The 25,123-nt window shown below is 68.8% G+C and carries 20 protein-coding genes, 1 tRNA gene and 1 pseudogene; 11 read left to right on the plus strand and 11 right to left on the minus strand.

Annotation, left to right across the window (positions count from 1 at the left end; translation table 11 throughout):
- Positions 1–61 precede the first annotated feature (61 nt).
- Positions 62–541, plus strand: coding sequence for a DUF3145 domain-containing protein (locus C3E87_RS01880; RefSeq protein WP_143570848.1), 480 nt, complete (start codon positions 62–64; stop codon positions 539–541).
- Positions 542–610: 69 nt separating this feature from the next.
- Here C3E87_RS01880 and C3E87_RS01885 read toward each other — a convergent pair whose 3' ends face one another.
- The 5 genes from C3E87_RS01885 to C3E87_RS01905 form a co-directional block, all read right to left on the minus strand.
- Complete coding sequence (locus C3E87_RS01885) at positions 611–1,867, minus strand: beta-ketoacyl synthase (RefSeq protein WP_076058638.1); 1,257 nt, start codon at positions 1,865–1,867, stop codon at positions 611–613.
- 137 nt (positions 1,868–2,004) lie between these two features.
- A complete protein-coding gene (locus C3E87_RS01890) occupies positions 2,005–2,250 on the minus strand; it encodes an acyl carrier protein (protein ID WP_143570849.1) in 246 nt (81 codons plus the stop codon).
- A 46-nt stretch (positions 2,251–2,296) separates the two neighbouring features.
- Positions 2,297–3,283 carry a beta-ketoacyl-ACP synthase III gene (locus tag C3E87_RS01895; RefSeq protein ID WP_076058642.1) on the minus strand — a complete coding sequence of 329 codons (987 nt, stop codon included), beginning with the start codon at positions 3,281–3,283 and terminating at the stop codon, positions 2,297–2,299.
- 4 nt (positions 3,284–3,287) lie between these two features.
- Positions 3,288–4,214 (minus strand): ACP S-malonyltransferase, encoded by a 927-nt coding sequence (locus tag C3E87_RS01900; protein WP_076058644.1) that lies wholly within the window; start codon positions 4,212–4,214, stop codon positions 3,288–3,290.
- Positions 4,215–4,370: 156 nt separating this feature from the next.
- Positions 4,371–5,459 carry a CdaR family transcriptional regulator gene (locus tag C3E87_RS01905; protein WP_233120681.1) on the minus strand — a complete coding sequence of 363 codons (1,089 nt, stop codon included), beginning with the start codon at positions 5,457–5,459 and terminating at the stop codon, positions 4,371–4,373.
- 128 nt (positions 5,460–5,587) lie between these two features.
- On the opposite strand from C3E87_RS01905, the gene cobF reads away from it, so the two are divergent.
- From cobF to C3E87_RS01940, 7 genes are all read left to right on the plus strand, one after another.
- A complete protein-coding gene (cobF, locus tag C3E87_RS01910; RefSeq protein WP_076058650.1) occupies positions 5,588–6,316 on the plus strand; it encodes a precorrin-6A synthase (deacetylating) in 729 nt (242 codons plus the stop codon).
- A 99-nt stretch (positions 6,317–6,415) separates the two neighbouring features.
- Positions 6,416–7,825 (plus strand): sodium:alanine symporter family protein, encoded by a 1,410-nt coding sequence (locus tag C3E87_RS01915; RefSeq protein ID WP_076058653.1) that lies wholly within the window; start codon positions 6,416–6,418, stop codon positions 7,823–7,825.
- A gap of 27 nt (positions 7,826–7,852) precedes the next feature.
- Positions 7,853–8,596 (plus strand): uroporphyrinogen-III C-methyltransferase, encoded by a 744-nt coding sequence (gene cobA, locus C3E87_RS01920; RefSeq protein WP_076058656.1) that lies wholly within the window; start codon positions 7,853–7,855, stop codon positions 8,594–8,596.
- Positions 8,597–8,601: 5 nt separating this feature from the next.
- Positions 8,602–9,330 (plus strand): PHP domain-containing protein, encoded by a 729-nt coding sequence (locus C3E87_RS01925; RefSeq protein WP_076058658.1) that lies wholly within the window; start codon positions 8,602–8,604, stop codon positions 9,328–9,330.
- A 122-nt stretch (positions 9,331–9,452) separates the two neighbouring features.
- Positions 9,453–12,212, plus strand: a complete 2,760-nt coding sequence (gene aceE, locus C3E87_RS01930) for a pyruvate dehydrogenase (acetyl-transferring), homodimeric type (RefSeq protein ID WP_083665316.1) — start codon at positions 9,453–9,455, stop codon at positions 12,210–12,212.
- 151 nt (positions 12,213–12,363) lie between these two features.
- Complete coding sequence (locus C3E87_RS01935) at positions 12,364–12,759, plus strand: DUF3052 domain-containing protein (RefSeq protein ID WP_076058662.1); 396 nt, start codon at positions 12,364–12,366, stop codon at positions 12,757–12,759.
- On the plus strand, positions 12,756–14,966 hold the full coding sequence (locus C3E87_RS01940) for a 6-phosphofructokinase (protein ID WP_076058665.1): 2,211 nt from the start codon (positions 12,756–12,758) through the stop codon (positions 14,964–14,966). Before C3E87_RS01935 ends, C3E87_RS01940 begins: the two co-directional genes overlap by 4 nt.
- Here C3E87_RS01940 and C3E87_RS01945 read toward each other — a convergent pair.
- Positions 14,941–15,927 (minus strand): hypothetical protein, encoded by a 987-nt coding sequence (locus C3E87_RS01945; protein ID WP_143570850.1) that lies wholly within the window; start codon positions 15,925–15,927, stop codon positions 14,941–14,943. The two genes, C3E87_RS01940 and C3E87_RS01945, sit on opposite strands and share 26 nt — an antisense overlap.
- 129 nt (positions 15,928–16,056) lie before the next feature.
- Between C3E87_RS01945 and pdxS the strand changes: the two genes are divergently transcribed.
- Positions 16,057–16,953: a pyridoxal 5'-phosphate synthase lyase subunit PdxS gene (pdxS, locus tag C3E87_RS01950; RefSeq protein ID WP_076058670.1), complete on the plus strand. Its 897-nt coding sequence runs from the start codon at positions 16,057–16,059 to the stop codon at positions 16,951–16,953.
- 29 nt (positions 16,954–16,982) lie between these two features.
- Positions 16,983–17,444, plus strand: a pseudogene (gene pdxT, locus C3E87_RS01955) (pyridoxal 5'-phosphate synthase glutaminase subunit PdxT); the annotation flags it as partial.
- A 17-nt stretch (positions 17,445–17,461) separates the two neighbouring features.
- Here the strand turns inward: pdxT and lnt are convergent.
- The 5 genes from lnt to C3E87_RS01980 form a co-directional block, all read right to left on the minus strand.
- Entirely contained in the window at positions 17,462–19,009 is a 1,548-nt protein-coding gene (gene lnt / locus C3E87_RS01960) for an apolipoprotein N-acyltransferase (RefSeq protein WP_076058673.1), read from the minus strand.
- Entirely contained in the window at positions 19,009–20,346 is a 1,338-nt protein-coding gene (gene nhaA / locus C3E87_RS01965; protein WP_076058675.1) for a Na+/H+ antiporter NhaA, read from the minus strand. The genes lnt and nhaA overlap by 1 nt, the downstream gene beginning before the upstream one ends.
- Positions 20,347–20,556: 210 nt before the next feature.
- Positions 20,557–20,633: transfer RNA gene (locus C3E87_RS01970), tRNA-Val, on the minus strand.
- Positions 20,634–20,691: 58 nt separating this feature from the next.
- Positions 20,692–21,468 (minus strand): hypothetical protein, encoded by a 777-nt coding sequence (locus tag C3E87_RS01975; RefSeq protein ID WP_143570852.1) that lies wholly within the window; start codon positions 21,466–21,468, stop codon positions 20,692–20,694.
- Positions 21,465–23,825: a D-glucuronyl C5-epimerase family protein gene (locus C3E87_RS01980; RefSeq protein WP_076058680.1), complete on the minus strand. Its 2,361-nt coding sequence runs from the start codon at positions 23,823–23,825 to the stop codon at positions 21,465–21,467. Before C3E87_RS01980 ends, C3E87_RS01975 begins: the two co-directional genes overlap by 4 nt.
- 169 nt (positions 23,826–23,994) lie before the next feature.
- On the opposite strand from C3E87_RS01980, the gene prfB reads away from it, so the two are divergent.
- The gene (prfB, locus tag C3E87_RS01985) at positions 23,995–25,107 is read left to right on the plus strand and encodes a peptide chain release factor 2 (RefSeq protein WP_076058682.1); all 1,113 of its coding nucleotides are present in this window, start codon (positions 23,995–23,997) and stop codon (positions 25,105–25,107) included.
- Positions 25,108–25,123: the final 16 nt, after the last annotated feature.

Consider the following 25,123-nt stretch of genomic DNA (forward strand, 5'->3'; position numbering starts at 1 on the left):
AGCCCAACCAGGAGGTACAACCGAGATGAACGCTCGTCACACGGGTAGCCAGGCGCAGGGGATGATCCTCATTCATTCCGCGTCTGCCGCGCTGTGCCCGCACATCGAATGGGCCCTCGGGTCGGCGCTCGGCCGCCGCATTGAACTCTCCTGGACGCAGCAGCCTGCAGAGGCGGGCGCGCGTCGCTCCGAATACTCCTGGGCGGGCAACGTCGGCTCCAGCGCCGTGCTGTCGTCGACCCTGGCGCAGATCGGACACCTGCGCTTCGAGGTGACCGAGGAACCGACGGCGGGCTCGGACGGCCAGCGGTACTGCTTCACCCCCTCGCTCGGAGCCTTCACGGCCCAGGTGGGTGTGCACGGCGACATCCTCGTGCCCGAGGACCGCCTGCGCCACGCCCTAGCGAACGACGCCCTGGGTGGCGAACCGATCCACCACGCGCTCGACAGGCTGCTGGGCGTGCCGTGGGACGAGGAACTCGACGTGTTCCGCTACGCCGCCGAAGATTCCCCCGTGCGCTGGCTGCACCAGGTCGTCTGACCCTGGACAGCGAACAGTTCGGGCCTGTGCAGCATTCGCCGCACAGGCCCGAACTGGTTCAGCAGGAGGTCAGTCAGTGATGTTCTCGTTGCTCACCACGACGGCCACGTTGTGGCCGCCGAAGCCGAACGAGTTGTTCACGGCGGCGAGGTCACCCTCGGGCAGCGTGCGGTTCTCCGTGGCCACGTCGATCCCCAGATCGGGCTCGATGTTGTCGACGTTGATGGTGCCCGGCACGATGCGGTTCTTCAGCGACAGCACCGTGGCCAGGGTCTCGAGCGCGCCCGCGCCACCGAGGAGGTGGCCGGTCATCGACTTGGTGGAGTTCACCACGACATGGTCGACGTGGCTGCCCAGCGCCTTGCGGATCGAGCCCGCTTCCGTCACGTCGCCCTGAGGGGTCGAGGTGCCGTGGGCGTTGATGTGCACGATCTCGGCCGGCGTCAGGCCGGCTTCCTGGAGGCCACGGGCCATGGCGAGGGACTGGCCGTAGCCGTCCGGGTCCGGCTGCACCAGGTCGTGGCCGTCGGCGGACATGCCCGCACCGCGCACGGTGCCGTAGATCTTCGCCCCACGGGCCTTGGCCGCATCGAGGCGCTCCAGCACCATGATGGCGGCACCTTCGGCGAGCACGAACCCGTCGCGGTCCACGTCCCAGGGACGCGACGCGCGCGTGGGCTCGTCGTTGCGGCGCGAGAGCGCCTGCATCTTGGCGAACGCTCCCAGCGGCAGCGGATGGATCACGGCCTCGCCGCCGCCCACCACGACGATGTCGGCCCGGCCCAGGCGGAGCATGTCCATGCCCCAGGCGATCGCCTCGTTGGACGACGCGCAGGCGGACACAGGGGTGTGGATGCCGGCGCGGGCGCCGAGCTTCAGGCCGAGGTTGGCGGCCGGGGCGTTGGCCATCAGCATGGGGATGGTGAAGGGGGACACGCCGCGCAGACCCTTGTCGCGCATGCCGTCCCAGTTGCCGAGCAGCGACTGGAGACCGCCGATGCCGGTGGCGCAGACGACGCCCAACCGGTCGCGGTCCACCGGGTTGTCCTCGCCCAGACCGAAGCCGGCGTCGGCCCAGGCCGCGAGGCCGGCGACGAGGACGAGCTGCGTGGAGCGGTCGAGTTTGCGGGCCTCAACCCGCTCGATGACCTCGCTCGGGTCGACGGCGACCTTGGCGGCGATGCGGGAGGGGAGGTCCTGCGCCCATTCCTCATCGAGGGCGGTGACGCCCGACCGGCCTGCCAGGAGGCCTTCCCAGGTGCTGGCGACGTCGCCGCCCAGCGGCGTGGTGGCGCCGATGCCGGTGATCACAATCGCGTCGGACATGTTTCTCCTCAGAGGCGTGGGATGAGTTGGGGTGAGAGGGGAGCGGGGTCCGCGCCGGCGTCTCATGGGACACCCGGCACCCGGTTGGTGGACCCCGTGAGAAACCGGGAACCGGCCTCTCACGGGGTTCTACGTCGTCAGTTGGCGCCGCGCTCGATGTAGGCGACAGCGTCACCCACGGTCTTGAGGTTCTTGGCGTCCTCGTCGGGGATCTCCATGTCGAACTTGTCCTGGAGGTCGTTGATGATCTCGAGCATCGAGAGGGAGTCGACACCGAGGTCGTCGACGAACGACTTGTCCTGGGTCACGTCCTCGACTGCGTTGCCGTTGATGTCGTTGACGACCTCGGCGATACCGGCGCGGATCTCTTCAGTGCTGGCCATGATGGCTCCTTACTTTCTGGTGGGGGGAATGGGTTGAGTGTAGGGGTCAGGGCAGGATGACGGTCTGGCCTGCGAACACGAGGCCCGCGCCGAAACCGATGATCAGAGCGCTGTCCCCACTCTTGGCCTGCCCGGACTCGAGCAGTGCCTCCATCGCCAGCGGAACCGAAGCCGCAGACGAATTGCCCATGCGGATGATGTCGCGGCCGACCACGACGTCCTCGGGCAGCTTGAGGTGACGCAACATCGAATCGGTGATCCGGTTGTTGGCCTGGTGGGGGATGAAGCAGTCGAGCTCTTCGGGCGTCAGGCCCGAGGCTTCGAGGGTCTCCACGGCCTTCTCGACGATGGAGCCGGTGGCCCACTTGAAGACCTCACGGCCGTCCATGTGGATGTGGGGGGTGGTGCCGGCCTCGAGGGTGCGCCAGTCGTCGATCTCGATGACGTCGTGCGCTTCGGGCTTCGAGCCCCAGACGGTGGGGCCGATGGCCGGTTCGTCCGAGGGGCCGATGACCACGGCGCCCGCGCCGTCGGAGAAGAGGAACGCGGTGGAGCGGTCGTCGATGTCGGTGTAGCGCGAGAGCACCTCGACGCCCAGCACGAGGACATGCTTGGCAGTGCCTGCCCGGACCAGGCCTTCGGCGACACCGACGCCGTAGCAGAAGCCGGCGCACGCAGCGGAGATGTCGAAGGCTGCGGGGGCGGTCATGCCCAACTTCGCGGCCAGGATCGCAGCCAGCGAGGGGGTCTGCATGAAATGGGAAACCGTCGACACGATGATGGCGTCGATGTCGGCGGGCTGGAGCCCGGCGCGCTCGATGGCCTTGGCTGCGGCCTCCACGCCCAGCGTCTCGGCGTCCTCACCGTCGGCGGCCCAGCGACGCTCGGTCATGCCGGTGCGCTGCTGGATCCACTCCGGGGTGGAGTCGATCATCGTGCACATTTCTTCGTTGGTCACGACGCGGCTGCCACGTGCGCCGCCCACTGCCAGGATTCGCGCGTACTGCGCGCCGGTTGCGGTCTTCAGTGCCACTGGGTCACTCCGATTCGGTGTGGTTCTGGACGAAGCTGCGGGCCTCGTCGAGTTGGTCTGGGGTATTGAGGTTGAACAGTTCGACGCCCTTGAGGTTGCGCTTGGCGATGCCTGTGAGGGTGCCGGCAGGGGTGAGTTCGAGCAGCCCGGTGACGCCGCGCCCGGCCATGGCCTCCATGCAGAGGTCCCAGCGCACGGGGTTGGCCACCTGGTTGACCATCCGCTGCAGCGCGTCGGCGCCCGAGCCGACGACGGCCCCGTCCCGGTTCGACAGCAGGGCTGTCACGGGCTCGCCGGGCGTCACGCCCGCGGCCACTGAGGTGAGGTGGGCGACGGCGGGCTCCATGTGCACGGTGTGGAAGGCGCCCGCCACGCTCAGGGGGAACAACCGGGCCCGCTTCGGGGCGTTGGCGGCGAGTTCCTCGAGTTGTTCGACGGTGCCCGCGGCCACGATCTGGCCGGAACCGTTGTTGTTCGCGGGGGTGAGGCCCGCGGCCTCGATGGCGGCCAGCACCTCGTCGCGGTCGCCGCCGATGACGGCGGTCATGGAGGTGGGCCGCGCGGCGGAGGCCTCCGCCATGGCCCTGCCCCGCTCGCGCACCAGCACGAGAGCGTCCTCGTCGGTGATGGCACCGGCCAGCGCCATGGCGGCCAGTTCGCCGACGGAGTGCCCGGCGAGCATGCCCACCGTGGCCGCGTCGTCGCCGAGCAGCGCCCGGCCGCTCAGCAGCGCCGAGGCCACCAGGAGGGGCTGGGCGATGGCGGTGTCGCGGATGGTGTCGGCGTCGGCCTCTGTCCCGTAGTGGGCGAGGTCGATGCCGCTCACCTCGGACAGCCGCGCCAACTGCTCAGCGAGCGCGGGGTCGGCAATCCAGGGGGCGAGGAATCCGGGGGTCTGGGCACCCTGTCCGGGCGCGACGATCACAAGCACATGACCAACCCTGCCTGCTCGCCGTCCGGGAGGCGGGATCGAATGTCACGAAAATCCCCCTGCCGCCGTTGTCACTTCCCGACAACACCATGTCGGCCCGCACGCGCGGTGGCGAGGGGAAGCGTTGTCGGTAGCGGTGAATTGCGCGGCGGTGATTCAGCCGTGGAGGCGGCCGAGGGTGATGGCCAGCCGCAGCACGTAGGCCTCGCGCGGATCCGCAGGGTTGTAGCCGGTCACGTCCTGGATGCGCTTGAGGCGGTACCGCACGGTGTTGGGGTGCACGAAGAGCGCACGGGCCGTGGCTTCCATCGATGAGCCGCAGTCGAGGAACCCGACGCACGTCTCGAGGAGTTCCTTGCTGGCCGCCAGCGACGGGTAGATCTCGCCGGACAGGATGCGGCGGGCGTGGCCGTCGCCGGCCAGCGCACGCTCGGGGAGCAGGTCCTCGGACAGCAGAGTGGTGGGGCCCTCCGGCCAGGCCTTGGCGGCGCGGTACCCGGAGGCTGCTGCGCGGGCCGACTTGGGCGCACCGGCGAGGTTGTCGACGGTGGGGCCGACGACGACGGGGCCAGGCGCGAAATGCTCCTGCAACTGGCTGATCCGCTCGCAGGCCTCCACCGGGTCGCTGACCCGGTCGCCGCCGAAGATGCATACGAGGCGGTCGCCCTGCGGCGCGGCCAGCACTTCCAGCGAGAGCTTCGCCGCGGCGCGACGCAGGCCGTCGAGCACGTCGGTCTCCGGCGCGCCACCGATGGCGACGGCGACCTTCGAATCCGTGTCCCAGCCCAGCGTCGAGGCGCGCGACATGACGGATTCGTCGGTCTCGGCCCGCACGACGGCGTCGACGATGGTGGCCTCGATGCGGGAATCCCAGGCGCCGCGGGCCTCGGCGGCGCGCGCGTAGATGGCGGCGGCCGCGAAGGCGATCTCCCGCGAGTAGTGCACGATGCCGAACTGGAGCGGCTGGCGGTCACCGCGGGGGAGGAGGTGCTGGATCTGCTCCTCCACCACCTCCGTCGTGGTGCGGACGAGGTCCACCGTCTGCTGCAGCGAGATGCGTCGGGCCATGGCGCGGGGTGCGGCGTCGAAGACGGATTCGGGCACGAAGGGTTCGCCCGAGAACCACGTCACGAACCCGTCGATGCCGGAGCGGGCGAGGACACCGATCCAGGAGCGCGACTCCGCGTCCAGCTGTCCGAACCACTCGTGGCGTGCCACCAGGGCGGTCAGTGTCGCCGTGTTCATCTCGGACGTGGCGCCGGCGAGCCGTTTCAGCAACCCTGAGCGTGCACGTGCAGACGAGATGAGCGCAGGGGCGGTGCCGGGACGGGGATCCATCCGGCCAGCCTAGTGGTGTCGCTAGGGTGGTCCCCGTGAGTCACGAGGTATTGGTCATCGGCATGGGGCCCGGCGGTTTCGGCCAGCTGACGCTGGACGCCGTCGAGGCGATGAACCGCGTCGATGCCTTCGTGGTGGCGGATCACCGGGAGGACCGCTCGGATCTGGTCTGGCGCCGCAGCGAACTGATCCGCCGGCACGTGCGGCACGCGCACCGCATCATCACGGTGCTCGACCCCGCCCACCAGTACCCCGACGACGACCTCGACGCCGCACGGCTGGCCACCTACGTGCAGATCCTCAGCGGCCTGCCGGACGGCACGGTCGTCGGCTTCCTCGCCTGGGGGGACCCGGCGCTGTACGACTCGATCCTGCGCGTGATCGACGCGCTGCGCGCCTCCATGTCGCTGCAGGTGAAGGTCATCCCGGGGGTGAGCGCCCTCCAGGTGCTCGCCGCGGCCCACCAACTGGCGCTGCACGGTGCGCCCGTGCACCTCACCACCGGTGAGCGCCTGCTGGCCGAATACCGCCCGGACCTGGGTGACGTCGTGGTGTTCGAGGACCCGGCGCTGGCCTGCCGTGGACTCGTCGCGGAGTTCCCGGACCTGGAGATCTACTGGGGGGCCTACCTCGGTTCGGATGACGAAGTGCTCGCCAACGGGCCATTGGCGAAGGTCATCGACGAGATCTCGGCGCTGCGCGCCCAACTCCAGCAGCATCACGGGTGGGTGCACGACACCTACCTACTCCGCCTGCCTGCCTGAAGACGCTGCGCGACACGACGGTGAATTCGCCCCCGGGCGGGCCCGCAGGTTGCTAGCTTGTCTCCGTCAACGGTGAAAGCGCACACGGAGGGACCCACCATGGATCGTCTGCAGGAGATTCTGGACGCCGTCGCGGGGTTCGTATGGGGACCCTGGCTCCTCATCCCGTTGCTGCTGCTCACCGGCCTCTGGCTGACGATCAAGCTGCGCGGCATCCAGTTCCGCACGCTGGGCTCCGCCCTGCGGCTCGCGCTGCTGGAGCGGCACGACAAGGACGCCGAGGACGGCGACATCTCGCAATACCAGGCGCTCACCACGGCGCTGGCCGCCACGGTCGGCGTCGGCAACATCGTGGGCGTCGCCACGGCCATCGCGATCGGCGGCCCCGGCGCCCTGTTCTGGATGTGGGTCACCGGCCTGGTCGGGATGGCGTCGAAGTACTCCGAAGCGTTCCTCGCGGTGCGCTTCCGCACGGTCGACGCTAAGGGCGAGTCGTCCGGCGGCCCGCAGTACTACCTCAAGAAGGCGCTGCCCGGTGGCTGGGGTGTGGCGCTCAGCATCGTCTTCGCCGTCTTCGCGGTGCTGGCCAGCTTCGGCATCGGCAACATGACCCAGGGCAACGCGGTCGCCGCCAACCTGCACGACGCGTTCGGCGTGCCCGTCACCATCTCCGCCATCGTGATGGCGGTCCTCGTGGGGCTCGTGATCCTCGGCGGCATCCGTGTCATCGGCACCGTCACAGCGGCGCTGGTCCCGGTCATGATCGTGTTCTACGTACTCGGGGCGCTCTACATCCTGGTGGTGAACTTCGCGGAGCTCCCCACCGCGCTCGGCCTCATCTTCGGGCAGGCGTTCACCGGCAGCGGTATCGCCGGCGGAACGTTCGGCTCGTTGATGCTGGCGGTCCAGATGGGTGTGGCCCGCGGCATCTTCTCCAACGAGTCCGGCATGGGATCGGCGGCCATCGCCGCGGCCGCGGCCAAGACCACGCACCCGGTGCGCCAGGGCCTCGTCTCGATGACCCAGACCTTCATCGACACGCTCATCGTCGTGTCCTGCACCGGCCTGGTCCTGGTCACCACCGGTGTGTGGGACGCCGACGCGAGCCCCGCCGTCCTCACCTCCATGGCCTTCAGCCACGGGCTACCCGGCCAGTGGGGCGGCTACGTCGTGGCCATCGGCGTGATCCTGTTCGCGTTCTCCACCATCATCGGCTGGTCCTACTACGGCGACCGCTGCGTGGAGCGCCTCTTCGGGGCGAGGATGACGATCGTCTACCGCATCGCGTTCACCGTCGTGGTCTACATCGGCGCCACCGTCCCGCTGGGCATCGTCTGGTCGTTCTCCGACATCATGAACGGCCTCATGGCGCTGCCGAACCTCATCGGCCTCCTCGTCCTCTCGGGCCTGATCGCCCGGGAGACGGCCCACTATCTGAAGCACGACCCCAAGTTGCGGGCCACGAAGGCCGACGTGGACGCCTTCATGGGAGACCAGGTCAAAGCCTGAGGCGTCGCCGCACTAGGCTGTGCGCCCATGAACGAAACGAGCACCGGCCACGTCACACTGCTCGGCGGTGGCCCTGGCGATCCTGACCTCATCACCGTCGCCGGGTTGAAAGCCCTCCAACGTGCCGATGTGATCGTCTACGACCGCCTCGTCCCGCTACAACTGCTCGATGAGGCCAAGGCCGGCGCCGAACTCATCGAGGTGGGAAAGGTGCCGCGCGGGCCGTTCACGCCGCAGGAGCGGATCAACGAGATCCTGATCGAACAGGCCTCCGCGGGGCGCGACGTGGTGCGGTTCAAGGGAGGCGACTCCTTCGTGTTCGGCCGCGGGGGAGAGGAGTGGCTGGCGCTCCAGGAGGCCGGTATCACCGTCTCGATCATCCCCGGCATCTCCTCGTCCATCGCCGCCGCGGAACTGGCCGGCATCCCCGTGACCCACCGCGGCGTCGCAACCGGCTTCACCGTCGTGGCGGGCCACGTCGGCCCGAATGACGAACGCAACGACGTGGCGTGGGACAAGCTCGCCACGGCGGGCAACACCATCGTCATCCTCATGGGGGTGAAGAACCTGCCGGAGATCACCGCCACCCTCATCGCGGCCGGCCTGCCCGCGGACACGCCCGCCGCCGTGGTGGCCGATGCGGGCCTGCCCACCATGCAGGTGGTGCGCGGCGATGCGACCGGCATTGCGGCGCTCGCCGCGGAGGCGGGCATCCGGCCCCCGGCCGTCACCGTGCTCGGTAGCGTCGCGGGCCTCGGCATCGGGGTGTGAGCGGGATGGAACTGCGCGGCGACCTCCACACCCACACCACCTGGTCCGACGGCGGGGCCGGCCTCGCGGAGATGACCGCAGTCGCGGAGGCGCTGGGCCATGAGTATCTGGCCATCACGGACCATTCGCCGCGCCTCAAGGTGGCCCGTGGGCTGAGCCGCGAGCGCCTGCTGGCCCAGTGGGACGAGATCGACGAGATCCAGGAGCAGCGCGAGATCCGGATCCTCAAGGGCATCGAGGTCGACGTGCTCTCTGACGGCGCCCTGGACCAGGGGCCGGACCTCCTCGCCCGGCTGGACGTGGTCGTCGCCTCCGTCCACTCCAGGCTCGACGACGACGAAGCCACGATGACCAGGCGCATGATCGCCGCCGTCGCCAACCCGCACACCACCGTGCTGGGCCACTGCACCGGCCGGAAACGCCGCTCCGACGGTTCCTGGCGGGGCGAGTCACGCTTCGACGCCGACCTGGTGTTCGCCGCCTGCGAAATGTTCGGCGTCGCCATCGAGATCAACTCGCGGCCGGACCGGGCCGATCCCCGACTCGAACTACTGGAGCTCGCCAACGACATCGGCTGCCTGTTCGCCATCAGTACCGACGCGCACGCGCCGGACCAGTTGGGCTACCTGCCCCTGGGGGCCACCCGGGCAACCGAAGCCGGCATCCACCCGGACCGCATCATCACGACCTGGCCTGCGGAGGAACTCCTGAGGCACTCCAACCGGCACCGTTGACGTCGGTCGGCAGCGGCAGGGTCAACCGGTGGATAGGGTGAATATCACAACCGCCGCTGCGCGGTAATGTTGAGCCATCGCGCCTCTGGCGCTTGACCTGCCGACATCGAGAGGAATACTTCGTGAGTCAGAACGAGGCCGGACCCATTCTCAATGGGCTGCCCACCAATCTGCCCGATATCGACCCCGCGGAGACCGCCGAATGGCTGGAGTCCCTCGACGGTGTGATCGACGCGGGCGGCCGCAACCGCGCCCGCTACGTGATGCTGAAGCTGTTGGAACGCGCGCGTGAGCGCCACATCGGCGTGCCGTCGTTGACCGGTACGGATTACGTCAACACCATCCCCGCCAGCCGCGAGCCCGCCTTCCCCGGCGACGAGAAGCTCGAGCGCGGCATCCGTCGTCTGCTCCGCTGGAACGCAGCCATCATGGTGCACCGCGCCCAGCGCCCGGGCGTGGGCGTCGGCGGCCACATCGCCTCCTACGCCTCGTCCGCCACCCTCTACGAAGTGGGCTTCAACCACTTCTTCCGCGGCAAGGACCACCCCGGCGGCGGCGACCAGATCTTCTTCCAGGGTCACGCATCGCCGGGCATGTACGCCCGCGCGTTCCTGGAGGGCCGTCTCGACGAGGACGACCTCGACGGCTTCCGCCAGGAGAAGAGCCACTTCGTCGACGGCGACCTGCGCGCCCTCCCCAGCTACCCTCACCCGCACCAGCTGCCGGACTTCTGGGAGTTCCCGACGGTGTCGATGGGCATCGGGCCCATCAACGCCATCTACCAGGCGCAGTTCAACCGCTACCTGCACAACCGCGGCATCAAGGACACCTCGGACCAGCGGGTCTGGGCGTTCCTCGGCGACGGCGAGATGGACGAGCCCGAATCGCGTGGCGCCCTCCAGATCGCTGCCAACGAGGAGCTCGACAACCTCACGTTCGTGGTCAACTGCAACCTGCAGCGACTCGACGGCCCGGTGCGCGGCAACGGCAAGATCGTCCAGGAACTCGAGGCCTTCTTCCGCGGCGCCGGCTGGAACGTCATCAAACTCGTGTGGGGCCGCGGCTGGGACCCGCTGCTGGCCAACGACTCCGAGGGTGCGCTCGTCAACCTGATGAACGCCACCACCGACGGTGACTTCCAGACCTTCAAGGCCAACGACGGAGCCTACGTCCGCAAGCACTTCTTCGAGCGTGACCCGCGCACCGCGGCCATGGTCAAGGACTGGAGCGACGACGAGATCTGGCGCCTCTCGCGCGGTGGCCACGATTACACCAAGGTGTATTCCGCCTACAAGGCCGCCACCGAGTTCACCGGGGCACCGACGGTCATCCTCGCCCACACCATCAAGGGCTACTTCCTCGGCAAGCACTTCGCCGGCCGCAACGCGACGCACCAGATGAAGAAGCTCGCGCTCGACGACCTCAAGGGCTTCCGCGACCGCGTCGACGCCCCCATCACCGACGCGCAGCTCGAGGAGGACCCGTACCGTCCTCCGTACCTGCACCCCGGTCAGGACGACCCGCGCATCCAGTACCTCCAGGCCCGCCGTCGGGAACTGGGCGGGTACCTGCCCGAGCGTCGTGGCGACCGCAAGTTCATTTCGCTGCCGCCGGACAAGAGCTACGAATCGTCCCGCAAGGGTTCCGGCAACCAGCAGGTGGCCACCACCATGGCGTTCGTCCGTCTGCTGAAGGACCTCATGCGCGACAAGGAGTTCGCTCCCCGCGTTGTCCCGATCATTCCTGACGAGGCGCGCACCTTCGGCATGGACGCGTTCTTCCCGACCATCAAGATCTACAACCCACACGGCCAGAACTACACGCCCGTCGACAACGAGCTGTTCCTGAGCTACCGCGAGGCCAAGAACGGCCAGATCCTGCACACGGGCATCAACGAGGCCGGCTCGGTCGCCGCCTTCACCGCCGCAGGGTCGTCCTACTCGACCCACGGCGAGCCCATGGTCCCGATCTACGTCTTCTACTCGATGTTCGGTTTCCAGCGCACCGGCGATGCCATCTGGGCAGCCGCTGACCAGTTGGCGCGCGGCTTCATGATCGGCGCCACCGCCGGGCGCACCACGCTGACCGGCGAGGGCACCCAGCACATGGACGGTCACTCGCCGGTCCTGGCCTCCACCAACACCTCGGTGGTCAGCTACGACCCGGCCTACGGCTACGAGATCGCCCACATCGTCAAGGACGGCCTGCGTCGCATGTACGGCGAGCAGCCGGAAGACGTCATGTACTATCTCACGGTGTACAACGAGCCCCTCGTGCAGCCCGCCGAGCCTGAGGGGGTCGAGGTGGAGGGCATCCTCCGCGGTATGTACCTCCTCAAGCCCGGCGACTTCGACGGCGTGGGCGAAGACGCACGTCGCGCTCAGATCCTCGCCTCGGGCGTCGGCGTGCCGTGGGCCCTCGAGGCCCAGCAACTCCTCAAAAAGGACTACGGGATCGTCGCCGACGTCTGGTCGGTCACCTCCTGGGGTGAGCTGCGTCGCGAGGGCCTCGAGTCCGAGGCGAAGAAGTTCACGGAACCGTTCGCCGAGCACGAGAAGATCTGGGTCGAGCAGAAGCTCGAAGGCCGCCCCGGCCCCGTCGTGGCGGTCAGCGACTACATGCGCGCCGTGCCGGATCAGATCCGCCAGTGGGTACCGGGCAGCTACACCACGCTCGGAGCCGACGGGTTCGGGTTCTCCGACACGCGCGCGGCCGCCCGTCGTTTCTTCCACATCGACGGCCCGTCGGTCGCCGTGGCCGTCCTGCAGCAGCTCGCCCACCAGGGCGACATCCCGCAGGAATGGGCGAGCGAGGCGTACGACAAGTACCGCCTGGACGACGTCACCGCGGGCACCTCCGGCAACGCCGGTGGCGACTCCTGAGGTTGCCTGAGTAGCCGCAGAAAGGCGGGGCCGGTCGATCAGACCGGTCCCGCCTTTGCATCGCAACTGAGCCCCAAGTGAAATCCCGCGCCGCATCTGGCAGGCTTGGGGCGTGGATATCGCACAAGACAAGGACCCCACGCACGAAGGGATGGCTGGAGCAGACCTACTCGGGCTCGAACCCGGGATGGTCGTTCAGGAACTCGGCTGGGACGAGGACGTCGACGCCGACCTGCGTGACGACATCATGGACACCATTGATGCGGAGATGGTCGAAGACCCCCTCGAGGCAGTGGACGTCGCCATCCTGTGGTGGCGCGACGAGGACGGAGACGTGGCTGACGGCCTCGTCGACGCCATGACGGACCTCGGCGACGAGGGCTACATCTGGTTGCTCACCCCCAAGGTCGGACGCTCCGGCTTCATCGACGCGGCCTCCGTGGCCGAAGGAGTCACCATCGCCGGGCTCTCCCTCACCCGTACGGCGAACGTCGCATCTGATTGGCAGGCCACCAAGGTCGTGCGCCCCAAGGGCGGACGTCGATGACGGCCCGCATCGGCGTCATGACATCTGGCGGCGATGCGCAGGGCATGAATGCCGCAGTCCGCGCCATTGTGCGGGCGGGCATCCACGAAGAAGCTGAAGTCTTCGCGATCAAGGAGGGCTGGCAGGGCGCCATCGCAGGTGGCGCCCACATCACCCAGATGAGCTGGAGCGACGTCTCCGGCATCCTCCCGAAGGGCGGCACCGTCATCGGCACCGCCCGCTCCGTGGAGTTCAAGACCCGCGAGGGCCAGTTGAAGGCCGTCGAGAACCTGATCGAGCGGGGCATCGACAGGCTCATCGTCATCGGCGGCGACGGGTCGCTGACCGGCAGCCGGGCGCTGTGCCTGGCGTGGCCCGAATACATCGAGGAGTTGCGGGCCGCCGGGCGCATCAGCGCCGAACAGGCGATGTCCCACCCACGGTTGCGGATCGCCGGCCTCGTCGGCTCGATCGACAACGACATGGTGGGCACCGACATGACGATCGGTACCGATTCCGCGATGCACCGCATCACGGAGGCGATCGACGCCATCAGTTCCACCGCGGAGTCGCACCGTCGCACCTTCGTCGTGGAAGTGATGGGCAGGCACTGCGGCTACCTGGCGCTCATGACCGCCATCGCCGGCGGCGCCGATTACACGTTCCTCCCAGAATCCCCGCCGCGTGCCGGGTGGGAGGACCGGATGACGGAGGTATTGGCCCGGGGCCGCGAAGCCGGCCGGCGCGACTCGATCATCGTCGTCGCCGAGGGCGCCGCAGACCGTGACGGTGTACGGATCACCGCGGAACGCGTCCAGGAAGTGCTGCGCGAGCGCACCGGCGAGGAGGCCCGCATCACCATCCTGGGCCACGTCCAGCGCGGCGGCACGCCGTCAGCGTACGACCGCTGGATGGCCACCGCGTGTGGCGTCGAGGCGGTCCGCCAGGTACTGCTGGCCGACGAGGACACCGAGCCGGTGCTCGTCGGCGTGCACCGTGACAGGGTGATCGCCGTCCCGCTGCTCAAGGCGGTGGAGGACACGCACCGGATCGGGGCGTTCATCGAGGCCGGGGAGTACGACTCCGCGGTCCGTTCCCGCGGCGTCGGGTTCACCACGATGATCGAGATCTACCGGGTGCTGACAGAGGCCCGGCCCACCGTCGAGATGGCGCCTGACGCCAAGCGCATCGCGATCATGCACGCCGGCGCGCTCGCACCGGGAATGAACCAGCTGGCCAGGGTGGCGGTCCGCTCCGGCCTGGACCGTGGCTACCACATGCTCGCCGTCCAGGGCGGGGTCCCGGGCCTGGTCGGCGGCGACCTGCACGAGGTGTACTGGCACGACGTGGAGGGCATGGCCAACACCGGTGGCGCCGCCTTCGGAACGCGCCGCTACGTACCCACAGAGACGGACCTGTACGCCATGGCCCGTTCCCTGGAGGAGTTCCGCGTCGACGCCCTGCTGGTCATGGGCGGTTTCCACGCCTACGCCACCGTCGACATGATGGAACGCGAACGCAAGCGCTATCCCGCGTTCAACATCCCCATTGCGCTGTTGCCGGCCAGCATCGACAACAACCTGCCCTCCTGGCCCATGGCGGTGGGCGCCGACACCGCGCTCAACACTGTCGTCGACTCCATCGACATGGTGCGCATGTCGGCATCCGCCAGCAAGCGCGCGTTCGTCGTCGAGACGATGGGCCGGGGTTGTGGCTTCCTGCCCCTCGTGGGCGGCATCGCCGGGGGCGCTGAGAAGGCGTACCTGCCCGAAACGGGCCTGACGCTGGAGCAGCTGGCCACCGACGTGGAGGCGCTCGTCGACGCGTTCGAGTCCGGACGCTCGTTCTACCTCGCCGTGATGGGCGAGGAAGCCAGCGAGCACTACACCTCAGATGTCGTGGCTCGGCTCTTCGAGGCCGAAGGCAAGGGGCTCTACTCCGTGCGGCAGGCGGTCATCGGGCACGTGCAGCAGGGCGGTAGCCCGACGCCGTTCGACAGGATCAACGCCACGCGGCTGGCCTATACAGCGGTGTCCAACGTCGACGAGCAACTCAGGGCCGGCCAGGCGAACTATGTCGCGGCGTCGAGCTCGGCCCCGGGGCTGTTGGCCCCGCTGCGCACCGTGACCGATGGGATGGACTGGGACGCTCAGCGCCCGCGGGAGCAGTGGTGGATGGCTTTGCGGCCGGTCTTCGACCAGCTCAGCCGTCGGCCTGGCCAGGAGTGAGCGCGCACTGATTCACCGAGATCCCGAAGCTCTCAGCGGCCGCACACTCCATGGTGACCAGCTGCGAGAGCGCGGGCGAATCCTCCGGGACGGTGGAGGGGATGGTGTCGCGGAACACGAGCGTGGTGCCGTCGTCGAGTTGCAACATGGTGAACTCCACCCGGTTGGGCACCCCGTCGCTGGCGCGGGTGCCGGTGAAGTTGCAGGAGACGCCCTGGCCCTGGCCGGTCAGGGGGACGGTGACCGGTAGGCCCTCGGCGACGCCGGTGAACAGCTGCCGGTGGTCGCTGATGAGCTCCAGGCAGGCCTCGTCGAGCGCTCCGGTGACATTGGTGAGGCTGACGGCCTGGATCCGCACGTCGGTGGCCAGTTCACGGATGCGGACGAGCCGCCGCTCGTCCTGCACCACTTCGTCCGCGTAGAGCTGCCAGCCGGGGGGCATGTCGAGGACCGTGCCGTTGAGTTCGAGCCGGACGCCCCCTGGGGTCGACGACACCGGGCTGGGCTCCTCCTCCGGCCCCGTCGGCAGTTGGGGGCTCTCCGCCGGTGCGGGGGCGGCCGTGGTCGTGTCAGCGGCCGGTGTGGGGCTGGGCTCGCCCTCAGCGGGTGTCTGTGGGGCTTCGTTGGGCGCCACCGAAGGTTCCTCCGACGGCGTGGCGCTGGGGGTGCGCTGCTCGGAGTTCTGCGTGACCGGGGCGGGCACGGCGGTGGTACCGCCGTCGCCACGCTCGCCGAAGACGAGCCACAGCACGCCGACGACCGCGGCGATCACCAGCGGGAGGATGGCGACGGTGAACCACGCCCGTCGCGTGTCGCCGTCGCGGCCGTCATCCTGGGGCGCGATCCCGCGGCGGGGGCTGCCCGGCCTGGGGGACGGCCGCGGGGGCGGCGATGGTTGCTGTGGTGGTGCGGGGACCGCCTCTTCGGGAGGAAGGCCACGACGTCCATACGGGTTGGCCATGCCACCTCCTCAAGTCCAGCGCGGGCTCCAATGTACTTCGTTGACCGCGTCCGTCGGACAACTGGCCCACTCCAACTGGTGGGAACTGGATCTGGACTGGGCCAGCTCCGGAGCGCGACGATTGCCACCATGACCGAAAACCTGACCACCGAAGACCGCGCCGTCGTCAACAAGGGCCTCGCCGAAATGCTGAAGGGCGGCGTCATCATGGATGTCGTCACCCCGGAGCAGGCGCGCATCGCGGAAGACGCCGGCGCCGTCGCCGTCATGGCGCTGGAGCGCGTACCCGCCGACATCCGCGCGCAGGGGGGCGTGGCCCGTATGAGCGACCCGGACCTCATCTCCGGCATCATCGACGCCGTGTCCATCCCCGTGATGGCCAAGGCCCGCATCGGGCACTTCGTGGAGGCCCAGGTGCTGCAGAGCCTCGGTGTCGACTACATCGACGAGTCAGAGGTGCTCTCGCCGGCTGACTACGTGCACCACATCGACAAGTCGCGCTTCGCCGTGCCGTTCGTCTGTGGCGCCACCAACCTGGGGGAGGCGCTGCGTCGGATCACCGAGGGTGCCTCGATGATCCGTAGCAAGGGCGAGGCCGGCACCGGCGACGTCTCTGAGGCCATGAAGCACCTGCGCACCATCAAGGGCCAGATCCGGGAGCTCGGCGCCAAGTCCGAGGATGAGCTGTTCGTCGCCGCCAAGGAACTGGCAGCACCGTTCGAGCTGGTCCGCAGCGTGGCGCGCGCCGGCAAGCTGCCCGTCGTGCTGTTCGTCGCCGGTGGGGTGGCCACTCCGGCGGACGCCGCCATGATGATGCAGCTGGGCGCCGACGGTGTGTTCGTCGGCTCCGGCATCTTCAAGTCCGGCAACCCTGAGAAGCGGGCCCAGGCCATCGTCGCCGCCACGGCGAACTTCGACGATCCCGCGGCCATCGCGGAAGCCTCCCGGGGGCTGGGTGAGGCCATGGTCGGCATCAACGTTTCCGACCTCGCCGCGCCGCACCGCCTCGCGGAGCGCGGCTGGTGATCGTCGGTGTCGTCGCCCTTCAAGGCGCAGTGCGGGAGCACGTCGAGCTGATCGAACGGCTCGGCGCCTCCGCCGTGCGCGTGCGCACGCTGTCGGATCTGGACACCGTCGGGGCGCTGGTCCTGCCCGGGGGAGAGTCGACAGCCATGGCGCGGCTGGCCCGTCCCTCGGGGCTGCTCAGCGCCATCAGGCGACGCGTCGACGACGGCCTGCCCGTCCTCGGAACGTGCGCCGGACTGATCCTCCTGGCGGACCGGGTGGCAGATCCCGAAGCCCTGGCAGGGTTGCCGACGGTGGGTGGCCTGGACGTGACGGTCCGACGCAACGCCTACGGTGCCCAACTTGCCTCAGGCGTGGCGGACCTGGATCTCCGGGGCGGTGCCACGGCGCGCGGGGTGTTCATCCGCGCGCCGCGCATCGAGGAGACCGGGCCCGACGTTGAGGTGGTCGCCGCCAGGGACGGCGAGCCGGTCGCGGTGCGTCAAGGCACCATCATCGCCGCGACCTATCACCCGGAACTGGCGGGGGACACCTTCCTCCACGCCCTGCTCCTCGGCGCGATGGCCACCCCGAGCAGCCACAGGACGGCCAATGAGGTCACCACGAGGTCGAGCGGACCGGCCAGCCACGAGGCCGGGGTGGTCCCCCTGCGCACGGGGAGGCTCTCCACCCCGTAGGCGGCGCCCGGGCCGGTCTCCCGTGATGTCACCCGGCCATAGGGGTCGATCACCCCTGAGACGCCACTGGTGGTGACCACCAGCACCTCGCGCCTCAACTCAGCCGCCCGGGCCCGCGTGATCGCGAACTGCTGCTCGATCTGGGCCGTGCCCTGGTACATCGCGTTGCTGCTCTGCACCACGAGGAGATCTGCGCCGGCCAGGTCGTGGGCCACGTCGTCGAACGCGACGTCGAAGCACACGAGCACCCCCAGGGTCACCGTCGTGCCGTCCGCAAGGCGGACGTCCAGCAGCCCTGGTTCCGCCCCCGCCACGGACTGCCTACCGACGTAGCGGAGGTCGGGGATGAGGGGGAGGAGCACGTCGCGGAAGGGGATCCATTCACCGAACGGGACGATGGACCGCTTGACGTAGGTGGGGCCGACCTCCCCGTCGGGGGTCGTCCAGAGGCTCGCGGTGCGCCGCTGGTCGGCGCCCGGCCCGTCGAGGATCGCGCCCACGAGGATGGGCTTCCCGACGGTGGCGAGCGCGGTCTCGACCAGCCTGCCGGTCTCGGGGTCAGTGCCCGGATCGAGGTCGGTGGAGTTCTCGGGCCACACGATGAAATCCGGCCGGCTCTCGCTGCCTGCCGCGATCGCGGCGGCGAGGTCCGTCGTGGCCTCGACATGGTTGCTCGTGGTGCTCCTCAGCGGACCCAACCCGTACACGCCACCCCCAGGGGCGCCGCCCTGCACCCAACCGACCTCGGCAATGCGATCGGCGGGTGCCGGTGGCACCGCGCCGCCCAGTGCCGCCGCAGTCGCGACGAGCGCGACTCCCACCACGACGGGGACGAGGCGGCGCCAGGATCGTCCGACCACGAGCCAGGCGGCGAGGTTGGCGAGCAGAGCGGCGGCAAGGCTCGTTCCCGCGACGCCGACGACGGGGAGCAGACCCGCCAGTGGCGAGTCGATCATCGCGTAGCCCAGCCGCAGCCAGCCGAAGCCGCCGAACGGGAAGTGGGCGGCCCCATACTCCACGGCGAGCCAAGCGCCCGAGGCGAGCAGCGGCCACCACCGGCTGCGGTTGGCGACGTGGAGCAGGGCGCCGAGGCCGCTGTACCAGGAGGCCGTGAGCAGGACGAGCCCGACGGCGGCCGCGTCGCTGATGACGGACATCCAGGCGAGGGCCGGTCCGGCCAGGCCGAACCCGAAAGCGGATCCCACCACCATGGCCTGCGGGAAGGTGCGGGCCCGACGCACCGTGACACCGAGCACGAACACTCCCAGGATGGACAGCGGCCACCACCCGAGCGGCTCAAAGCCTGCTCCGGTGGTGACTCCCGCCACCCCCGCGATGGCGGCGAGGAGGGCGGCCCGGCCTGGGAATCTCCGCGTCATCAGGTGATGTCTTCTGGTCCCGTTTGGTAGACGTCGGGCACGCCGTCGCGGTCCGCGTCCCTCTGGTCGCGGGCCTGGATCCTCTTGTACCGGCCGTTGCGCACGCTGAGAAGGATAGAGGCCAGAATCGCGGCGATGACGGAGGCGCCGAGGACGGCCACCTTGGCGGTGTCGTGTTCGACGGTGCCCGCCTCGAAACTCAGCTCCGCGACCAACAGGGACACGGTGAAACCGATGCCGGCCAGCAACCCCACCCCGATCAGGTCGGTCCATCGGAGCGCCGGGTCCAGGTTGGTCCGCGTGGCCCGCGTGATGAGCCAGGTCGTCGTCACGATGCCGATGGGCTTGCCCAACACCAGGGCGGCCGCAACTCCGAGCGTCAGCGGGTGCATGGCGGCCTCCCTGATGCCGTCCCAGCCGCCGAGCGCCACCCCTGCCGAGAAGAACGCGAACACGGGCACCGCGAAGCCTGCGGACAGGGGGCGGAAGCGGTGTTCGAACTCCTCGGCGAGGCCGGCGCGCGATTGCACCTCGGGCGGTGCGCTGCTGCGGTGCAGCACCGGGATGGTGAAGCCGAGCAGGACGCCGGCGATGGTCGCGTGGATGCCGGAGGCATGCATCAGTGCCCAGGCGACGGCTCCGATGGGCAGCAGGACGAACCAGGCAGCGGCTGGTCGCAGCCCGAAGAACCCCCGGTAGCGCTGCGCGACCAACCCGTAGACAGCGATGGCGAGCAGCGCGAGCAGCAGCGGCACGAAGTGGACGCTGTCGGTGTAGAAGATCGCGATGATGCTGATGGCCAGGAGGTCGTCGACCACTGCGAGCGTCAGGAGGAAGATCCGCAGGGCAGAGGGCAGGTGCGATCCGATGATCGCCAGCACCGCCACAGCGAACGCGATGTCCGTTGCCGTGGGGATGGCCCAACCGTGGTGGAGCCCCGGATAAGGACGCACGATCGCCGCGTAGATGAGTGCCGGCACAACCACGCCGCCGACAGCCGCCGCGATCGGCACCATGGCCGTACGGACGCTGCGCAGGTCGCCGGCCACGAACTCGCGTTTCAACTCGAGCCCGACCAGGAAGAAGAAGATGGCCAGCAGCCCGTCGGCGGCCCACGCGCCGATGCTGAGGCGCAGGTGCCAGGGTTCGTAGCCGATCTCCAAGTCACGCAGCGCGAAGTAATACTCCGCGGCGGGCGAGTTGGCCCAGATGATGGCAAGGGCGGCGCCTGCAACGAGCAGGATGCCGCCGACGGTCTCCTTGCGGAGGACCGCGCCGATGCGCAGCGCCTCGGTGAAGGAGCCGTAACGGGGGAAGAAGCGTCGGGTGTTGTCCATGGGGGTGTCTCTCGGTCGGATCGCCAGGAAAGCATCGCCCGACCGGCCCGCAAGGGGCGATCGGGACTAGGGGGCGGCCACTTGAGTCACGCCGGAGAGCATGGGTCCCCAGGACGAGACATAGCCGTTCGTGCCGGAATGCCGCATCGTCCACCGGGTGATGGAGAAGTCTGTGGCATTCATCGCTCAACCTCGTCTCGGTGTCGGGGATGGTGGGCGCAGAGGGACTCGAACCCCCGACTCCCTGCTTGTAAGGCAGGTGCTCTAACCAACTGAGCTATGCGCCCGAAACGCCGAACGGCGACCCCTATTGTGACAGGCGATCGCGTTCGGCGCACACCGGGTTCACGACGCGCAGAACGCGAGGTGCTTGGTGACCAGGTCCTGCGGGGCGCCGTTGTCGCGGGCCCACTGGCAGATCTGCCAGTTCGCGCTGCTGCGCACGGCCAGCCGCCAGGTGCTGCCGGAGAGCCGGTAGAACGCGGTGGACATGAAGCGGTAGCCGTCGGGCAACACCACGGGGAAGTCCACGGCCGCCCAGGTGGCGTTCTGTGCAGACTTCGTGCAGCCCTGCAGCACGGTGGTGGGGATCTTCACATCGGCCCGCAGCTGGGCCTGGGAGACCACGCACGGCACCGGGGTGACGTGCACGATGTTGTTGAACACATACTTGTTGACCGTCTGGTACTGCCCGGTGGAGCCCTTCTCGATCACGGTGGCCATGAGCTGGGAGCGGCAGCCCCCGGAACCCGTCCAGGCGGTGTCGCACTCGGTGCGCCACCGTCGGCCGTTGACCGTGTGGTCGCCGGGGGTGACCAGTGGGTTCATGAAGGACCACGAGGCCCGCGGGCTGGATTTGTAGGTGAGGTTGTTGAACACCCATCCCCGCTGCTCGACGTAGCGGCTCCCGCTGAACGTCACGGTCGTGGCCTGGATCTCCGTGCGGCACCGCTCGACGGTGGTGGAGTACATGGAGCAGTCCGTGCGCCACAGGCGGCCGTTGACGTTGTGCGTCCCCTCCGTCGTGTACACGTCGACGTCGGCCGCGGCGGGAGTGGGAACCACGACGCCCAGCAACGCGACGACGGCGGCCACCAGAATGGTGCCGAGGCGCCGCATCACTTCGCCGGCTTCGCGAGTTCGTCGAGCATCTCGAGTTCCTCGTAGGGCAGACCGGTGAACTGGTCGACGAGCGGGTACTCGTAGGCCTCGTCGATGACGCTCTCGATGCTCATGGTGCTCGTGCCCACCCTGGAAGTGGTGGTGGTGGGCTTGGGCACCGTGTGGTGCACGGAGGGCGCCATGGGCGCCCAGCGCTGGGCGTACTCGAGCAGGTACCCGTGCTGCGGGAAGGCGCGGTAGAGCGCCATCAGTTCACCGACGTGGGTCTCGTGGTAGCCGAGGTGGATGTTGCGGCCGGTGAACCGCTCCGGGATCACGATGTCGACGCGCTCCGCAGTCAGGTCGACCGTGGCGAAATCCTGCCAGCGACCGTTGTAGTGGGCCTGGACCGTGGCCCTGCCCGAACCAGTCAGCGACAGGATGTTCTCCGGCGTGCGGTAGACCTTCAGGTCGTAGGCGGGCTTCAGGGACGAGCCGATGGTCTGCTGCGAGCTGAGCTGCACGTCGTCGAGGAGGAAGACGGTGTCGTCGCGGTTGTAGGGGCTCACCATGAACTGCACCCGCAGATTGCAGCCGGCCTTGGGGGCGTTGAAGCCGAAGGTGTAGTCGGCCCACTGCCCGCTGCCGCGCAGCACGTTCTCGTAGTGGAGCTTCACGTCCGCGCCGCACTGCTCGTACAGCGCGATGCGACCTGAGGCCCCGGCCTTGCCGCTGGGGTAGGAGATGGAGGCGCGCATGGTCAGCGTCATGGGCTTGCCGGCGACGTCCTGCAGCCAGCTCGAGGGAATGCCCTTGTCCGGGTTCTCGGCCCAACCGAACTCCAGGCCCTGCCAGGCGTTGCCGCCCGAGCGGATGCGGTAGTAGCCGCCCGTGGGCCCTGAGTAGGTGGAACTTCCGAGCCTTGTCCAGCCCTCGGGCATGCCGTCCTTCACCGTGGCGAAGGTGCCGTTGACGAGGTAGGCGTCGCGGTCCCAGGTGTCCGAGGTGCGGGGGAGCGTGACCGCCTTGTTATTCAGGGCGGCGGAGGTCACCTTCAACGTCGACGGGCCATTGACCCGCAGCGGTGCGGCGGGATAGCCCCGCACGGCGTCGTAACTGGTCAGCGTGCCGCCGTCGATGTCCACCTCGTGCACGTTGAGCATGGGCTCCAACGTGCTGAGGGCCTCGTCGACGAGGGCCTTGATCTCAGCCGGCTGGCTGACGGGGGTGCGGCCGGCGGACTGCTCGGCGACCATGCGCCGGTGCCACAGGTTGAGCCCGATGAGGGCCTCCAAATGGCCGTTGAGCACGGTGGTGGGCAGCGGCTGGCCGTTCTTGGTGGTGGGGTATTCCTCGAACCAGAGGAAACCGTGCTCGGTGTCGCGGTTGAGGATGCCGCCGGGTTCCGACACCGGCACCTCGAAGCTGCGGAACGTCTCCGCGCCGCGGGTGAGCCACGAGCGGTCACCGGTCAGGTCGGTCAGCAGGGTGAACGTGGTGAGGACGCCACCCTGCGCGAGGCCGGAATGCCACGGCGCCGTCAGGTCGTCCGTGGTGGGGTTGGCGCTGAAGCGGAACATGTACGGGAACCAGCGCACGATCTCACCGGCGGCGTTCCTGGTGGTTTCCGATCCGTTCATGAGGTGACCCGCAGCGAGCAGCGCCAGGCACTTCTGGTCCTCGCGCGCCTTGGCCGTCGTCGCGTCGTTGCTGGCTCTGGAGGTGTTCCTGATGAAGTTGCTGATCGAGGTCGGGTTGTACATGTCGACGGGGGTGTAGGGCGCCTTGATGACGTAGGGGCGACCCGTGTCCGTAAGCGCGAAACCGGCCGGCAGCGGGGCGGCGTTGCAGAAGGTGGGCTTGGGCGGCACGGTCGGCGGGGGCGCGACGCTGAAGCGCACGATGTTGTTGAACACCCATTGGTTGGACTGCTCGTAGGTGCGCGGGGTCATGGTCTTGACCCCGTAGACGGTGGTCAGGATGTAGCTGCGGCACGCGTTGTTGCCGGTCTGTGCGGTGTCGCACTCCGTGCGCCACTGCCGCCCGTCGATGACGTAGTCGCCGGCTTCCCCGAGCGGGTTGCCCTTCCAATTGGAGCGGGGGCTGGGCTTGTACGTGAGGTTGTTGAAGGCCCAGTCGGTGACCTCCACGAACTGGCCGGCCTCGACCTTCACCACCGTCGCCTTGATCTCGGCTCGGCAGCGGTCAACCGTCGAGGAGTAGGGCTCGCAGCTGGTGCGCCATTCGCGTCCGTTGAGGAGGTGGATGCCGGGCGTGGTGTAGACATCCACCTCTGCGGCCGCCTCGGTCTGTGGCAGTGCCACGATGCCCAACGTCGCCGTCAGCAACGCCGCAAGTCCTGCGCCGATCCGTTTCATCAAGTCTCGTCCTTCATCGTGTTGTCACTGTCAGGCCGTCGGCTGCGACAATAACCGCTGGTCAGGGGCGTGCCCAAACATTGCCTCCAGTCTTACCTGAGCTTGGGCCGGCTCCCGGCAAACACGCTGGACAGCGCGAAACCAGCGCCGCGGGGTAGAATGATCGATTGTGGCTAATGATGATCTCTCCTCCCGCCTTGCCGACCTCGGCCATTCCCTCGATTCCATCGAGGCCGTCGCGGACCTTGACAAGGTCCGCGCCGAGATCGCCGAACTCGAGGAGCAGGTGGCGGCCCCAGACCTCTGGGACAACCAGGAGAACGCACAGCGGGTGACCAGCCAGCTCTCCGCGAAGCAGGGCGAGGTGGACCGGCTCGTCGGTCTCCGCTCGCGTCTCGACGACGCGGAACTGATGCTCGAGTTGGCCGAGGCGGAGGACGACGCCGACACCACCGCAGAGGTCCTCCGCGAACTGGACAAGCTCGGCAAGGACATCGAGGCCCTCGAGGTCCGCACCCTGCTCTCTGGAGACTACGACCCGCGTGACGCCCTGATCACCATCCGTGCCGAGGCCGGTGGCGTCGACGCCGCAGACTTCGCCGAGATGCTCATGCGGATGTACCTGCGCTGGGCGGATCGCCACGGGTACCCCACCGAGATCTACGACACGTCCTACGCCGAGGAGGCGGGGCTCAAGTCGGCCACCTTCGCCATCAAGGCGCCCTTCGCCTACGGCACGCTGTCGGTCGAACAGGGCACCCACCGGCTCGTGCGCATCTCACCCTTCGACAACCAGGGCCGCCGCCAGACCTCCTTCGCCGGCGTAGAGGTGCTCCCCGTCACGGAGGAGACCGACTCGATCGACATTCCCGAGGCGGATCTGCGCATCGACGTCTTCCGCTCGTCGGGCCCCGGTGGGCAGTCGGTCAACACCACGGACTCCGCCGTCCGCATCACGCACCTCCCCACGGGGATCGTCGTGAGCTGCCAGAACGAGAAGTCGCAGCTGCAGAACAAGGCCGCCGCGTTGCGGGTCCTCCAGTCACGCCTCCTGGAGCGGGTGCGTCAGGAGCGCGAGAAGGAGATGAACGCGCTCAAGGGCGACGGCGGCAACTCCTGGGGTGCGCAGATGCGTTCCTACGTCATGAACCCGTACCAGATGGTCAAGGACCTGCGCACGGAGCACGAAGTGGGCAACCCGGAGGCAGTCTTCGACGGCGACATCGACGGCTTCATCGACGCCGGCATCCGCTGGCGCAAGCAGGCCGAGACGGGCGCCTGACCCACGGCGTGTCGCT

It is taken from the genome of Tessaracoccus sp. ZS01 (assembly GCF_022342445.1).
GTDB lineage: Bacteria > Actinomycetota > Actinomycetes > Propionibacteriales > Propionibacteriaceae > Arachnia.